At 62.6% G+C, this 15,047-nt stretch carries 13 protein-coding genes and 1 riboswitch; of the genes, 9 read left to right on the top strand and 4 right to left on the bottom strand.

The window, feature by feature from the left end:
• Window positions 1-36: 36 nt before the first annotated feature.
• Complete coding sequence (xseA, locus tag BM229_RS05775) at window positions 37-1,599, top strand: exodeoxyribonuclease VII large subunit (protein ID WP_093926678.1); 1,563 nt, start codon at window positions 37-39, stop codon at window positions 1,597-1,599.
• Window positions 1,600-1,605: 6 nt separating this feature from the next.
• Here xseA and BM229_RS05770 read toward each other — a convergent pair whose 3' ends face one another.
• Entirely contained in the window at window positions 1,606-1,995 is a 390-nt protein-coding gene (locus tag BM229_RS05770; protein WP_093927231.1) for a hypothetical protein, read from the bottom strand.
• A 41-nt stretch (window positions 1,996-2,036) separates the two neighbouring features.
• The gene (locus BM229_RS05765) at window positions 2,037-3,038 is read right to left on the bottom strand and encodes an alkane 1-monooxygenase (RefSeq protein WP_093926677.1); all 1,002 of its coding nucleotides are present in this window, start codon (window positions 3,036-3,038) and stop codon (window positions 2,037-2,039) included.
• 160 nt (window positions 3,039-3,198) lie between these two features.
• Between BM229_RS05765 and BM229_RS05760 the strand changes: the two genes are divergently transcribed.
• Entirely contained in the window at window positions 3,199-4,911 is a 1,713-nt protein-coding gene (locus BM229_RS05760; protein ID WP_093926676.1) for an NAD(P)H-dependent oxidoreductase subunit E, read from the top strand.
• Between the two features lie 96 nt (window positions 4,912-5,007).
• A complete protein-coding gene (gene ftsY, locus BM229_RS05755; RefSeq protein WP_093926675.1) occupies window positions 5,008-6,384 on the top strand; it encodes a signal recognition particle-docking protein FtsY in 1,377 nt (458 codons plus the stop codon).
• Between the two features lie 33 nt (window positions 6,385-6,417).
• On the opposite strand, the gene BM229_RS05750 is transcribed toward ftsY, so the two are convergent.
• Window positions 6,418-6,903 (bottom strand): MgtC/SapB family protein, encoded by a 486-nt coding sequence (locus tag BM229_RS05750; protein WP_093926674.1) that lies wholly within the window; start codon window positions 6,901-6,903, stop codon window positions 6,418-6,420.
• Between the two features lie 63 nt (window positions 6,904-6,966).
• Here BM229_RS05750 and BM229_RS05745 point away from each other — a divergent pair, with 63 nt between their 5' ends.
• The 6 genes from BM229_RS05745 to BM229_RS05720 all read left to right on the top strand — a co-directional run bounded on the left by BM229_RS05745 (window position 6,967) and on the right by BM229_RS05720 (window position 13,046).
• Window positions 6,967-7,869, top strand: a complete 903-nt coding sequence (locus BM229_RS05745; RefSeq protein WP_093926673.1) for a DMT family transporter — start codon at window positions 6,967-6,969, stop codon at window positions 7,867-7,869.
• Window positions 7,870-7,879: 10 nt separating this feature from the next.
• On the top strand, window positions 7,880-8,485 hold the full coding sequence (locus BM229_RS05740; protein WP_093926672.1) for an inner membrane-spanning protein YciB: 606 nt from the start codon (window positions 7,880-7,882) through the stop codon (window positions 8,483-8,485).
• 57 nt (window positions 8,486-8,542) lie between these two features.
• A riboswitch (SAM riboswitch) is annotated at window positions 8,543-8,619 on the top strand.
• A 66-nt stretch (window positions 8,620-8,685) separates the two neighbouring features.
• Entirely contained in the window at window positions 8,686-9,876 is a 1,191-nt protein-coding gene (gene metZ / locus BM229_RS05735; protein ID WP_093926671.1) for an O-succinylhomoserine sulfhydrylase, read from the top strand.
• 77 nt (window positions 9,877-9,953) lie between these two features.
• Window positions 9,954-11,045 (top strand): GTP cyclohydrolase FolE2, encoded by a 1,092-nt coding sequence (gene folE2 / locus BM229_RS05730; RefSeq protein WP_093926670.1) that lies wholly within the window; start codon window positions 9,954-9,956, stop codon window positions 11,043-11,045.
• A gap of 222 nt (window positions 11,046-11,267) precedes the next feature.
• On the top strand, window positions 11,268-11,516 hold the full coding sequence (locus tag BM229_RS05725) for a hypothetical protein (protein ID WP_093926669.1): 249 nt from the start codon (window positions 11,268-11,270) through the stop codon (window positions 11,514-11,516).
• An 81-nt stretch (window positions 11,517-11,597) separates the two neighbouring features.
• Window positions 11,598-13,046 carry a TrkH family potassium uptake protein gene (locus BM229_RS05720; protein WP_093926668.1) on the top strand — a complete coding sequence of 483 codons (1,449 nt, stop codon included), beginning with the start codon at window positions 11,598-11,600 and terminating at the stop codon, window positions 13,044-13,046.
• An 85-nt stretch (window positions 13,047-13,131) separates the two neighbouring features.
• Here BM229_RS05720 and BM229_RS05715 read toward each other — a convergent pair whose 3' ends face one another.
• The gene (locus BM229_RS05715; RefSeq protein ID WP_093926667.1) at window positions 13,132-14,976 is read right to left on the bottom strand and encodes a serine protease; all 1,845 of its coding nucleotides are present in this window, start codon (window positions 14,974-14,976) and stop codon (window positions 13,132-13,134) included.
• Window positions 14,977-15,047 lie beyond the last annotated feature (71 nt).

Genomic DNA, 15,047 nt, shown 5'->3' with positions numbered 1-15,047 from the left:
TCTAAGCTGGGGTGCCCACAGACACAAGGTGCCCAGATGGATCTGTTCGACGACCCCGCCCCCGGTGCAAACAGCCCCGAATTTACCGTCACCGAGCTTTCTGGTGCGATCAAGCGGGTGATTGAGGGTGAGTTTGCCCATGTCCGGATTCGGGGTGAAGTGGGCCGCGTCAGCCGCCCGCGTTCGGGGCATGTCTATCTTGACCTCAAGGACGACCGTTCGGTGATCTCCGGCGTGATCTGGAAGGGTGTGACCGCACGGCTTGAGACCCAGCCCGAAGAGGGGATGGAGGTCGTCGCCACCGGGCGCATCACCACCTTTGGCGGGCAGTCGAAATATCAGATCGTCATTGAGGATATCAAACCGGCGGGCATGGGCGCGCTGATGGCGCTGTTGGAGAAACGCAAGGCGACGCTGGCGGCGGAGGGGCTCTTCGCGCCCGAACGCAAACGCCCACTGCCCTATCTGCCCGAGATCATCGGCGTCGTGACCTCGCCCTCGGGGGCCGTGATCCGTGATATCCTACACCGGCTGCGCGACCGTTTCCCGCGCAAAGTGCTGGTCTGGCCGGTCGCCGTGCAGGGCGCGAAATGCGCGCCCGAAGTGGTGCGGGCCATTGAAGGGTTCAACCGCCTTACCCCCGGCGGCGCATTGCCACGGCCCGATTTGTTGATCGTGGCGCGGGGTGGTGGCTCGGTCGAAGACCTCTGGGGTTTTAACGAGGAAAGCGTCGCGCGCGCGGCGGCAGCCTCGGACATCCCGCTGATCTCTGCCGTAGGGCATGAAACCGACACGACGCTGATCGACTTTGTCTCAGACAAACGCGCGCCGACGCCGACAGCGGCGGCTGAGCTTGCCGTGCCGGTGCGGCATGAGCTGGCGGCATGGCTGGAGGGGCAGGGCGCAAGGATGCGCCAGGCGCTGAGCCAAGGGCTGACCCGCCGTGGCCAGCGGATGCGAGATCTGGCGCGGGCCCTGCCACAGGCCGACACGCTGTTGGAGGGGCCGCGCCAAAGGCTCGACCGCGGTGGTGAAAAACTCGCCCCTGCGCTGATCGCGGGCGTCCAAGGTCGCCGCGTGAAGCTGGCCGATATGTCCGGCGCGCTGCGCCCCGGCACCCTGCGCCGCCAACTGGAGGCGGATCGTCAGCGGCTGGCGCAGTTGTCAGCACGGCTCGGCCCGGCATGGCAGCGGAACTTCGCGGGGCAACGCGAACGGCTGGCTGCGCGGGCCGACCGGTTCCACCCCGACGTGCTGCAACGCCAAATCATGCGTCGTCGTGAACGGCTGCTAGACCGCACACAAACCTTCCGCCCGGAGGTGCTGCTCCGAGACCTTTCCCGCCAAGACCACCGATTGAAGGAGGTACTGGCCCGGCTGGCGCGCGCAGGCCGCGCCGATCAGGACCGCCGCCGCCGCCAGATCGACGCGATGGGCCGGACGCTCGGCACGCTCGGCTACCGCGAAACGCTTGCCCGTGGTTTCGCCGTGGTGCGGGGCGACGGTGATGTGGTGACAAGTGCGGAAGCTGCCAAGAACGCCGCCCGGTTGGAGATTGAATTTTCGGATGGTCGGTTGGCTGTCAAAGGCGAAAGCTAAGGCCGCTCAGACCCCGACTTCGAGCCCGAGACAGAGCAGAGGGTCGTTCTGCTCCTGCGCCTCGTAAAGCTCGGTCTGGGTTGGGTCATTCTCGAACCGGGCGACCAGCCCGGTCGGGCTTTCGGTAAAACTCCAGCATTGCGGGGTGGGGTCGTCTTCGTAGACGAAACAGATCAGCCCCTCCGCCTCATACCAACGTCCCTCCTTGCAGCGGCCATCAAGAAAGGACCACTGCACGCGCCGATCCTTGTGATAAATCTCCGCCCCATAGGGCGTGCCGGACTGGCCGTAGTAAAGCGTTTTGCCCTGCGTATAGGCCTCGAACTCCGCCGCTGACATCTCGGCCAAGGCGGGCAGGGGCAGGAGGGCGGAGATCAGGGCGAGGGCATGTCTCATCCCAACAGCCTGCCAGAAGCCCGCGCCCCGCGCCAGTGGGATCAGCCGCTGCGCCACCGCGCCACACGGCGGTCCATCACCCGACGCCAGATCGGTGGCACAAGGGCAATCACCGCCATGATGGGCAGGGAATAGGGCAGTTTCGGCATCTCATCGGTCACCTCCAGCGCCGGAAAAGCACGGGCGGGGCGCATGTGGTGGTCCGAATGGCGCGGCGCGTTCAGCATCATGGCCGCGGAATACCATTTCGGGGCGTTCCAGCTGTGTTGCGGGCCGATCGGCTCGAACCGGCCATCGGGGCGTTGCTGCCGCCGCAAGCCATAATGCTGCACATAGTCCGACAGCAGCAGTTGCATCTGAGCATAGGCGGCAAGGCCAAGATAGGCGAACAGCCCGGAAATGTCGCTCAAAAGCAGCGCGGTGAGCAGGGCCACTGCGGCACCGCTTAGGTAGATTGCATAGGGGTGCAGCCCCTTCGCCCCCGTCTTGCGCGCCCGCTGCGCGTTGTCGGCCTGCCACCCGGCGCAAAACTCGCCCCAACTTGCGCTCAGAAGAAACCGCCAAAACCCCATGCCTTTGGGCGCGGAATTGGGATCGGCGGGGGTGGCGGCGGCGGGATGATGCACCCGCAGATGGGCCGAGACGTGATGCCCGTGGAGCAACGAGATATAGACCGCCGTGCCGATCCGCCGGGGCAGGCGGCGGCTGGCATGGATCAACTCATGCGCGTTGGAATTGCTGATCTGGCCTAGAAACAGACCGAGGGCGGCAAAGATCAGAACGCGGTCCAGCCCCTCAAGATGCGGCGCGCCGCCAATCGCCCAGACCCCGAGCGGCAGCAGCAGGAAATGCGCGGTGGCCAAGGTCAGCGTCAAGGCACGACCGGAGCGGTCGGAAAGACTCACCGCGCGGCCCAAGCGGTCCATGAAGGCCACATGCACCGTGATCGAAAACAGCGCCAGCACGGGCCAGACCCCGCCCAAGAGGGCGGCGGCGGCGATCAGCACCGCCGGTGTCAGACTTGCGATCACATACCACAGCATGCGTTTTCCCCTGCGACGCCGCGCCAATGGGCTCGGCCCCCTCATTCTGCCCGCCGCAGGGTCTGCGCACAACGCAAACACCCGCGCGATTGTCGCTTTTTGATCGCCGGGCCGCCTGTGGATTTGTTACCAAGGCGGAAAGCAAGGCGGGGGGAGCGACATGGCGCTGGACGATCACGGCAAGGCAGCGGCGGGGGCGCCGCGAAAGGGCGTTTGGAAATCCGGCAAGGGCAAGGGGCGGCATCACCCCAAGGGGCGGCAGCTGCAGGACGCGGCGTGGGAGGAGGTCCGCACGCTGATGGGCGACCGCCCGCGCGCCCGCGACCTGCTGATCGAGTTTCTGCATTTGATCCAAGACCGCTTTGGCCACCTCTCTGCCGCACATCTGCGCGCCTTGGCCGAAGAGATGCGCCTGTCGATGGCCGAGGTCTATGAGGTCGCCAGTTTCTACGCGCATTTCGACGTGGTGAAAGAGGGCGAGACCCCACCGCCCGCGCTAACCATCCGTGTCTGCGATTCGCTGTCTTGCGAACTGGCCGGGGCGCAGGCGTTGAAATCGGCGCTGGAAGAGGGGCTGGACCCCGCAGAGGTCCGCGTGCTGCGCGCGCCCTGCATGGGGCGCTGCGACACCGCGCCGGTGTTGGAACTGGGCCACAATCATATCGACCATGCAACGCCGGAAAAGGTGCAAGCGGCGATCAAGGGGCAGGAAACGCACGCCCGGCTGCCGGACAATGAGGCTTATCAAGCTTACGCGAGTTCAGGCGGTTACGAGGCACTGTTGAACCTGCGTGCTGGCGGCGATTGGGAAGCGGTGCAAGAACAACTGCTAGAGGCCGGGCTGCGCGGGCTCGGCGGGGCGGGCTTCCCCTCGGGCAAGAAATGGGGCTTTGTGCGCGCCAATCCGGGGCCGCGCTATCTGGCAGTCAATGGAGACGAAGGCGAACCGGGCACCTTTAAGGACCGCTGGTATCTTGAGCGCACACCACATCTTTTCCTTGAGGGCATGTTGATCGCCGCATGGGCGGTCGAGGCGGAAAAAGTCTTCCTCTACATGCGCGATGAATACCCGGCGGTGCTGGAAATCCTGCGCCGAGAGATCGCGGCTCTGGAAGGTGCGGGCCTCATCGCGCCCGGCTATGTCGATCTGCGCCGCGGCGCGGGCGCCTATATCTGCGGCGAAGAAAGCGCGATGATCGAAAGCATCGAAGGCAAGCGCGGCCTGCCGCGTCACCGCCCGCCCTATGTGGCGCAGGTCGGAGTCTTTGGCCATCCGACATTGGTGCATAACGTGGAAACCCTGCATTGGATCGCCCGCATCTGCCGCGAAGGGTCACAGGTGCTGAACGCGACCGAAAAGAATGGCCGCAAGGGGCTCCGCAGCTATTCCGTTTCGGGCCGCGTGGCGCATCCGGGGATGTATCTGCTGCCTGCGGGGTCGACCATCACCGATATCATCGCGGCGGCAGGCGGCATGGCCGAGGGGCATGTGCTGAAGGCGTACCAGCCGGGAGGGCCGTCCTCTGGCCTGCTGCCTGCTTCGATGGATGACGTGCCGCTCGATTTCGACACGCTGCAACCGCATGGGTCGTTTATTGGCTCGGCGGCGGTGGTTGTTCTTTCGGAACATGACAGTGCCCGCGCGGCCGCGCTCAACATGCTGCGGTTCTTTGAGGATGAAAGCTGTGGACAATGTACGCCCTGCCGGGTGGGCTGCGAAAAGGCGGTCAAGCTGATGCAGGAGGAACGCTGGGATCAAGGGTTATTGGAGGAGTTGTCGACCGCGATGGTCGATGCCTCGATCTGCGGGCTGGGGCAGGCGGCACCGAACCCGATCCGGCTGGTGATGAAGCATTTTCCTGACGAAATCTAACTGCAGCAGCTCCCGGTAGCCTTGATCTGCCCTAGGCGCCCTTCCATCTGCGCGGGCAAGCCTATAGATCAAGACGAAACTGCATGGGAGACGCCGATGGCCTTCTTCACGAAGCTCAAGGACCGCTTGTTCAAATCCTCGTCCAAGATCGACGAGGGGCTAGAGGCGATTGTCAGCGATGGCGGCGAAACAGAGGCCGAAGCGGCCCCCGTGGATGCGGTGATGGACCAGCCCGGCGCGGCCTCTGATGTGATGCCCGACGGGCAGGAGGACAGCGGCCCGATGCTGGCGGCCGAGCAGGAGGAGGAAACCCCCGAACCCGCGCCGATGCCAGAACCGACGCCCGCGCCGATGCCAGAGCCGACGCCCGCGCCCGCCACCATTCCCGAGCCCACCCCTCAGCCTGCGCCAGCGGTACCACCTGAGCCCGCAGATCCGGAGCCCGCGCCCGAACCCGAGCAGGTGCCGCCAGCGGTCGATCCCGAACCCGCTCCGGCCCCCGATGAAGTGCCGCCCGCCGTGGACCTGCGCCAAGCCATGACCCCGGTCGCCCCTGCGCTTGACGAAGCAGAGGCCGCTCCTGCGAAGCCAGGCCTTCTGGGCCGTTTGATGGGCCGCAGCACGGCGCAGCCTGTGGTGCGCCGCGCGCTGGACGATGAGATGCTCGAACAGCTCGAAGAACTGCTGATCAGTGCTGACATGGGCGTCGACACCGCGCTGCGGGTCACGGCCAATATGGCCGAAGGGCGCTTTGGCAAGAAACTCTCGGTGGCGGAGATCAAACAACTGCTCGCCAGCGAAGTCAGCCGCATCATGGAGCCTGTGGCGCGGCCCTTGCCGATCTATTCCAAGACCCCGCAGGTGGTGCTGGTGGTCGGCGTGAACGGCTCTGGCAAGACGACAACCATCGGCAAACTGGCATCACAATTCCGCGCGGCGGGCAAGAAGGTCGTAATCGCCGCTGGCGACACCTTCCGCGCTGCTGCGGTGGAGCAATTGCAGGTCTGGGGCGAACGCGCAGGCGTGCCGGTTTTGACCGCAGCGCAGGGCAGCGACCCGGCCAGCCTTGCCTTCGACGCCATGGGCCGCGCGCAGGAGGAAGGCGCTGATCTGTTGCTGATCGACACCGCAGGCCGTTTGCAAAACCGGGGCGACCTGATGGAGGAATTGGCCAAGATCGTGCGCGTCATCCGTAAGAAGGACGAGACCGCGCCGCATAACACCCTATTGGTGCTGGACGCGACGACCGGGCAAAACGCACTGAACCAAGTGAAGGTTTTTCAAGAGATTTCCGACGTCAGCGGTCTGGTTATGACCAAGTTGGATGGCACCGCCAAGGGGGGCGTTCTGGTGGCGCTGGCGGATCGTTTCGGCCTGCCGATCCATGCCGTGGGCCTGGGGGAGCAGATTGATGATCTGTCGCCCTTCGACCCGGATGAATTTGCCGCTGCTTTGGTGGGCACGGATGCCTAACGCACTCTTGGCCGCTGCGGTCGGCGGCCCGGTTCAATCATGGGTGCCAAGCAGTTTTTCGATTTGGCGCAACACGGTAAGCACGGCAACGACGATCCCCGCCGTGAGGCAGGCCAGCAGGATTTGCCCCGCGCCGCAGGACAGACCAATGGCCCCCGCCAACCACATCGACGCGCCGGTGGTGATGTTGCGCACTTCGCCGTTGGAGGTGAAAATGATCCCCGCGGCAAGGAAGGCGACGCCCGCCGTGACCGCTTCGATCAAACGCAGCGGATCAAAGCGCATCTGGTCGCCTTTGCCGAACTCCAGACTGCCCAACTCCTGCCCGATGATGATGAACAGACAAGCGGCGATGGCCACCATGATATGGGTGCGCAGCCCCGCGGGCTTGTCCCGCCGCTCGCGCTCATACCCCACGACACCTGCAAGAAACGCGGCCATCAGCAGCCGCGCCGCGGCGACGGTGACCGGTACGGCAGAGAAACTATTGGTCAGGTCATCAAGCAGGCTTTCGAGCATGGAAATTCCGTTTGTGGCTAGGGCTTTGAGGAATAAACCTCTCGTCGCTGTGGTGGTTCCGCAATGACCGAATGGATCCTGTCGATCGAAGGCACGCCCGCGGGGCATACTGCGGCGCTCTGGTTGGCGCTTTCGGCGGCCTTTTTGCATGCGGTCTTTGGCGCGTTGCAAAAGGGGCGGCATGACCCGTGGCTGACGCGCGGGGCGATTGATGTCTCCTATGGCGTGATGGCCGCGCCCTTTGCGCTCTTCGTCGTGCCATGGCCCGAGCCGCATATGTGGGTGATCTTCCTCGGCGCTTTCGTGATCCATGTGATCTACAAGCTGTTGCAAGCCTGGGCCTATACCAAGGGCGCCTATACGGTGGTCTACCCGGTGGTGCGTGGCACGGGGCCGCTGTTTGCCGTGGTGGGGGCCTATCTGATCTTTGGCGAGCGGTTCAACGCGGTGCAGTGGCTGGGTGTAGCGGTGCTCTTGAGCGGTATCTTCGGCCTTGCCCTCTATAACCTGCGCAATCTGGTCGCCGCGCGAGATACGCTGCACGCGGCGCTCGGGCTGGCGGTACTGACGGGCTTGTTCGTGGCGCTTTACACCACATATGACGCATACGGCATCCGAGCCACTGCGGACCCGTTCACCTTCCTCGCATGGTTTTTCATGATCGACGGGCTGGTGATGCCGGTGATTGCATGGCGGCGCTGGCACCGGATGGAGAACCCGCCCGAGGTCGCGCCGCTGATGCTGCGCGGCGTGATCGGCGGGTTGATCGCTTTTGCGAGCTTTGGGTCGGTCATGTTGGCCACGCGGCTTGATAAGGTGGGCGAGGCGGCAGTGCTGCGCGAGACATCGACAGTCTTTGCCGCGCTGATCGGCTTGCTGGTGCTGAAAGAAACCGTCGGCCCGCGCCGGATCGCGCTGATGGCGCTGATCGCGGCCGGGGCGGTGATTGTTGAAATGGGCGGCTGAAGGAACAAGCATGTCAGAACCAAGAGAGATCAACCCAATGCTGCGTGCAGGCTTGGAATACGGGCCGGTGCTGGCCTTCCTCGTCGCCTATTTGTGGCTCAAGGATAATACCTACACCCTCGGCGGGACCGAATATGACGGCTTCATCGTTGTTACCGCGATGTTCGTGCCCTTGCTGGTCCTGTCGACCGGTGCGCTCTGGGCGCTGACGGGCAAGCTCAGCCGGATGCAGGTCGCCACCGTGGTGCTGGTGGTGATCTTTGGCGGGCTGTCGGTCTGGCTGAACGACGACCGCTTCTTCAAGATGAAGCCGACGCTGATCTATGTGCTTTTCGGCGGTCTTTTGGCGGTCGGCCTGCTGCGCGGGCAATCTTATCTCAAATACGTCATGGAAGAGATGATGCCCCTGCGTGACGAGGGCTGGATGCTGCTGACCAAGCGGCTGATGTTTTTCTTCTTTGGTCTGGCGCTGGCGAATGAATTGATCTGGCGGTTCTTCTCGACCGACACGTGGGTCTATTTCAAAACCTTCGGCCTGACGGCGGCGATTTTCGTTTTCTTCATGGCGCAGGGCAAGTTGTTCGAAGCCTACGGCGAGAAGAAAGACCAAAGCTGATCCGAATTTAAACCATGCCCGCGCGAAACTGTTGACCTGCAGCGTCGCGCGGCGTAATCCACCCCGCGTGGCGATTTGTTACCGGATTGTGGGCCACGTTAAACATGCCGCTAAAAGGTCAGGATGAAAGACCCCCTTTCGCTTGGCCGCGTCTGGGGTTTTTTTTATGCCCGCAAGGTCGGGCCGGAAGGATGAGGTACATGAGCAACGACCGTCACGCGCGCACTCAAGCGATCCACGCAGGCACCCGCCGCAGCCAATATGGCGAGGTGAGCGAGGCGATCTACCTCACCCAAGGGTTCGTCTATGACAGTGCCGAACAGGCCGAAGCCCGGTTTGAGGAAACTGGCCCGGATGAGTTCATCTATGCCCGCTATGGCAACCCGACGGTCGCGATGTTCGAAGACCGCATCGCCACCTTGGAAGGGGCCGAAGATGCCTTTGCCACGGCCAGCGGCATGGCGGCGGTGTCGGGTGCGCTGATCTCGATGCTGAAGGCGGGCGATCATGTGGTGTCGGCCCGGGCGCTTTTCGGCTCCTGTATATATGTGCTCGAAGAAATCCTTGGCCGCTACGGGGTGGAGGTCACTTTCGTCGACGGCAGCGATCTAGGCGCGTGGGAGGCCGCGATCCGCGAGGACACCCGCGCGGTGTTCTTTGAATCCGTCGCCAACCCCACGCTTGAGGTGATCGACATCGAAGCCGTCGCCAAACTGGCCCATGCCAAGGGCGCGCTGGTGGTGGTCGATAACGTGTTTGCCACGCCGGTGTTCTCCCGCGCGATCTCGCAGGGGGCGGATGTGGTGGTCTATTCGGCGACCAAACATATCGATGGGCAGGGCCGCGCGCTTGGCGGTGTGGTGCTGGGCAGCCGCGATTTCATCCGCGGCACGCTTGAGCCTTACATGAAGCACACCGGCGGCTCGATGAGCCCTTTTACAGCGTGGATCATGCTCAAGGGGTTGGAAACCATCGACCTGCGGGTACGGGCGCAGGCGGCCAGTGCGCAGGAATTAGCAGAAGCGCTGGAAGGCCACGCGGCACTGGCGCGGGTGCTTTACCCCGGCCTCTCCGCCCATCCGCAAAACGCGCTTGCGATGCAGCAGATGGGGGCAGGGGGCACGGTGCTGTCCATTGACCTCAAGGGCGGCAAGGCGGCGGCCTTCGCTTTCCTGAATGCATTGCAGGTTGGGGTGATCTCTAACAACCTCGGCGATGCGAAGACCATCGTAACCCACCCGGCCACCACGACGCACCAGCGTTTGCCGCAGGAAACCAAAGACCTTTTGGGCATCACGCCGGGGCTGGTTCGCATCAGCGTGGGGCTGGAATATACCGGCGATCTCAAGGCCGATCTGCTGCAAGCGTTGGACGCGGCGGCGCAAGCCTGACCTGATGTGTCGCAGGCGCGGTGGCATTTTTGCCCCGCGCATCATACATTGAGGATGACAGACCGGAGGGCCGCGCAATGAACATCGTGACTGAGATGTCCGAAACACCGGATCGAAGCGCGGCGGAGGCTGCGCTCGCCACCCTGCGCGCTTGGGCCGATACGGCCACCCCGGCAGAGATCGCAGCTCTTGACCCGGCCATGGCGCGGATGCTGGCCCCCGCCGAATATCCCGCCCTCAGCCGCGCCTATCCCGAAGATTTCACCGCAGGCGACAATTACCGCGCCAGCCTGCCGGATCTGCAAAACGGCCCCTCCAGCCTGATCCGCGGCGCGCAGCAGTTGATCCAGCATGTCGGCATCTCGAACTTTCGCCTGCCGATCCGTTACCGCAGCCGTGAAGGTGGGGATTTGCGCCTTGAAACCTCCGTCATCGGCTCGGTCTCGCTCGACGCGGAGAAGAAGGGCATTAACATGTCCCGCATCATGCGCAGCTTTTACCGCCACGCCGAGGCGACCTTTAGCTTTGAAGTGATCGAAGCGGCATTGGATGACTATAAGGCCGACCTAGAAAGCTTGGATGCACGGATCCAGATGCGCTTTTCTTTCCCCATGAAGATCGGCAGTCTGCGATCGGGGCTGACCGGGTACCAGTATTACGACATCGCGCTGGAACTGGTCGAACAAGACGGGCAGCGCAAGAAGATCGTGCATCTCGACTACGTCTATTCCAGCACCTGCCCCTGTTCGCTGGAGTTGAGTGAACATGCACGGGAGACGCGGGGGCAGTTGGCCACGCCACATTCGCAACGCTCCGTCGCGCGTATTTCCGTCGAGACCAACGACGCAGGAGATTGCTTGTGGTTCGAAGACTTGGTCGAAATATGCCGCCGCGCTGTTCCGACTGAGACTCAGGTGATGGTCAAACGCGAGGATGAACAGGCGTTCGCCGAACTCAACGCCGCCAATCCGATCTTCGTTGAGGATGCCGCGCGGCTGTTTTGTGAACAGCTTTTGGCCGATGGGCGGGTAGGCGATTTTCGCATTGTCGCCAGCCATCAAGAAAGCCTGCACAGCCATGACGCAATCAGTGTGCTGACCCAAGGCGATACTTTCGCCGCGCAAAGTATTGATCCCAAAATGTTCAACACGCTGTTCCACGTTGGTTAATCGCCTTTTGCTCAGCGGTCTGTTCAGCCATGGGTTGTTTGCATCTGCAATGGCGCGCTTTTTCGGGGGTAAAACCCGCGCCATGGCCTGAATATTAGCGCATAGTCGCACTTAAGCCCTGCAAGCCACGCCCAGCCGGTATGCGAAAACGTCGGTTCTGCTGCGGCGCAGCATTGCCTATCTAACGGTCATCGAAACACTGGAAATTGCAAAGGCAATCAGATGACCTACCAGAGCACTGCTCATCCCGCCCACTCCGTCTCACCTCTCGAAGGGCTACGGCGCGCCGGCGCTGGTCTGCGCCGCTTTTTCGCGGGGATCGGCCATGGCATCATGATGGGCTCCACCGCCCACCGCCGTTTTGAACAGGTCCAAATCCTGCAAGCGAAAAGCGACGAAGAATTGGCCGCCATGGGCATCAAGCGTGACGACATCGTTCACCACGTTTTTAAAGACCTCTACTACATCTAAGACGACACGGACCGGGGCCAAATCGCGCCCCGGTCCCGTCTCGGCTTGACAGCGACGAGCGGCCAAGCCAACGCTGCGCCCATGTTGGATATACGACCTGTCGGATATGTCGTGGGCCTTTTGGTGGCCGTGCTTGGCCTTGCCATGATCATACCGATCTTGGTCGATCTGGCCGAAGGCCGGGGCCAATGGTGGGTTTTCGTCGAGAGCGCACTGATCACGACGCTGGGCGGCGGTATGATCGCCCTTGCCAGTGCCAATGGAGTCCGCGAAGGGCTCACCATTCAACAGACATTCATGCTGACCACCGGCGTCTGGCTGATGCTGCCGCTCTTCGGGGCTTTGCCCTTTGTGCTGGGCGCGACCGAGGCCAGCGTCACCGACGCGATGTTTGAAGCGATGTCAGGTTTGACAACCACTGGAGCGACGGTGCTGACAGGGTTGGAAGACCTGCCCAAGGGGCTGCTGATCTGGCGCGGGATCCTGCAATGGCTGGGCGGCGTCGGTATCGTCGTCGTCGCCATGGTGTTCCTGCCCGAACTGCGGGTCGGTGGTATGCAGATCTTCAAATCTGAGTCTTTTGACACCTTCGGGAAAATTCTGCCCCGCGCGGGGCAGATTGCGACGCAGATCTCAGTCATCTACCTGTGGCTGACGCTGGCCTGTATGCTAAGCTATCTTGCCCTTGGTATGACCACCTTTGACGCCACGGTCCACGCGCTGACCACCGTCTCGACGGGTGGTTTCTCTAACTACGACGCATCCTTCAGCACCTTCTCCGGCCCCGCCGAATATGTCGCCGCGATTTTCATGATCCTCGCCGCGCTGCCCTTCGTGCGCTACGTTCAGCTTATCAACGGCAACCCCGTGGCGCTGCATCGCGACCCTCAGGTGCGCGGCTTTTTCATGACGATGACCTTTCTGGTGGTGATCGTGTTTTTTGCCCTGCGCAGCGCCACAACCTACGATTCCGAGCGGATCCTGCGGGAGGCAATCTTTAACATCACCTCGATCATCTCGGGCACCGGCTATGCTTCGGCAGATTATATGCAATGGGGCAGTTTTGCGGTCGCGCTATTCTTTTTCATTGGCTTGATCGGCGGTTGTGCGGGGTCGACGACCTGTTCGATTAAGATCTTCCGCTACCAATTGCTTTTCGCGTCCATCCGCGCGCAGTTACGGCGCATCCGGTCGCCGCATGGCATCTTTACCCCGCGCTATGATGGCCGCCCGGTTGGGCCCGATGTGCTGAGCTCGGTCATGTCATTTTTCATGTTCTTCGTGGTGTCATTGGGGCTGATCTCGGTCGCGCTGAGCCTGACGGGGCTGGATTTCGTCACCTCTGTCTCGGGCGCTGCGGCGGCGTTGGCAAATATCGGGCCGGGGTTGGGGCCTATCATCGGGCCGGCGGGGAACTTCAGCAGCCTCAACGACACGGCGAAATGGATACTCATCATCGCCATGTGGATCGGACGGTTGGAACTGATGGCGGTCTACGTCATGTTCACTGCAAAATTCTGGCGCGCATGAAACGCGAAAGGGCGGCACCCTTGGCGCCGCCCTTCGTCTAAGGTCACTGAGCAAGACAAAGACCATCCCGCCTCGTGTTTCGGTGTTATTCCCAGCAGCTAACCAGAACGGTCATGCCCTGTGCGCGCAGCGTCAGGTCGCGCGGCGCGATAGGGGCAGCGGTGCTTTGTGCCATCTTGCTGTTCAGCCCTGCGTTTTGCGCGGCCTTGAGGATCACATCACCGTCGAGGGCAAAGCTTACGTCTTCTGGCAGCTTGCGGTCGCCATCGGTGCGGGGCAGCAACATGCCAACCACATGGCCGTTATCGTCAAAGACCGGGCCACCTGAATCGCCGGGCTGCGCTTTTACGGCCAGCCGCTTGAGGGTTTCTTCGCCGTTCAGCCCTTTTAGATCCGACAATGCGCCAAAGGTCAGGGTCGCCGCACTCAGAACACCTTCGTAGGAGTAGCCCGCCACGGAGATTTCCGATTGCAGGCGCGGTGCGCTGTTGCTGAATTCCGCCACGGCCAGAGGGGCCAGACGGCTTTCGGGCTTGAGCAACGCAAAGCCGCTGGCGTCATCCGTGGCGACAACTGTGGCGTCGGTATCGGCGTCCAGCGTCACACGGGTGCATGAGGCGACCGCTTCGCTGGTGGTCACAACTGCGCCGTTGCTGTCAATGAAAAAGCCGCTGCGGGCGATCTTGGGCTGGCGGATCTGCAAACCCGCGACCAGATCAATCGCTTGGGCGTCGTTGTTGCCGGCAGCGGCGTCCAGTACAGCGGGCAGGCGGGTCAGACTTTTGGACATCTCGGCAATCACGCGGCGACGACGGTCTTCGTCACCGGCGGGCCAGATAAGCGTGAAGCCTTTGATCTGACCATTCTCCAGCGAGACCTGCGTCTGGCTGATGATGCTGCCGTTTTCACCGATCAATTCGAAAGAGTCGCGCTTGCGCTCGCGCGGGCCGTCCAGCGGCACGATCTCTAGGGTTTGCATGATGTCATAAAGACCATAGAGCGTGTCGCGGTTGCCCGGCTGGCTGATCAACAGAACCCGCGCACCGATATTGCCGCTGGCATCGTAATGCGCAAAGGGTGGCTCATAACGGGCAAAGGCAACCTCGGCCGTGGGCATCATAATTTCGATCCCCGCCTTCTCGTCACGCACCATTTGCAGGCCCAAACCATCAAGCACTGCGTTGTACTGCGCCATCAGCGCGGCACGCTGCCGGGTGGTCAGCACGCCTGTCTGGTCGTAGCCGTTTGCCGACTGCCATTCCCCCATTGACGCGCGGGTGCCGCGGCCAAATGCGCCATCAATCGCAGCGTCGTAAAAACCGGCCCATTGCAAGGCGACTTGCAAGTCACGGCGCTCTGCCGGAGAGAGGGCCCGTTCAGAACGACGCGCCTCCGCCGGGGTCTCATCCGGTTCGGGCGGCGCGGGGGCGGCAATTGTTTCAGCAGGTTCTTCGCCTGCGGTGCTATCGCCCTCTGTCGCGGCCGGATCTAGCGGGGTTGTCGTGACTTCGGGTGTTGTTTCGGGGGCGGCAGTTTCAGTCTCGAAACCCGCAGGCGGGTCAATCACACCGGTATCAAGCACATTGGCACCCACGGGCCAGAACTGCTGGCGAAAGCGGTTCGATTGCTGAATGAAGCTGTCACGCGGCACCAGACCGTCGCGGACATAGCTGCGCAGCACCAGTTCCGCATCTGCCCGGCGGTAGGGGCCAACGGCGATGCCATACCAGCCGCCGCCCAAAGAAAAGCCACTCACGTCATCCAACAGGGTCTCATAGGCCCGCGCCCGATCTGTGGCCTCTGCCAAAGACGGCTGCGCCTCAATCTGTACCCATACGACATCCTCTGCCGATTGCGCCCGTGCAAGCCCGGCCCAAGACAGGCTCAGGGCCAAAAACATCGCCACGGGGGCAAAAAGAAATCGCTTCATCGTCACTCAACTCTCGTAAAACCAAATCCGAGCCAGATTACGCCGGAAAGCGGCGCAAATGCCATGGCAAA

The sequence above is a fragment of the Sulfitobacter dubius genome (assembly GCF_900113435.1).
GTDB classification, from domain to species: domain Bacteria; phylum Pseudomonadota; class Alphaproteobacteria; order Rhodobacterales; family Rhodobacteraceae; genus Sulfitobacter; species Sulfitobacter dubius.
The sequence above is the reverse complement of the archived record's forward strand: the minus strand, read 5'-3'. Positions and strand labels throughout refer to the sequence as shown.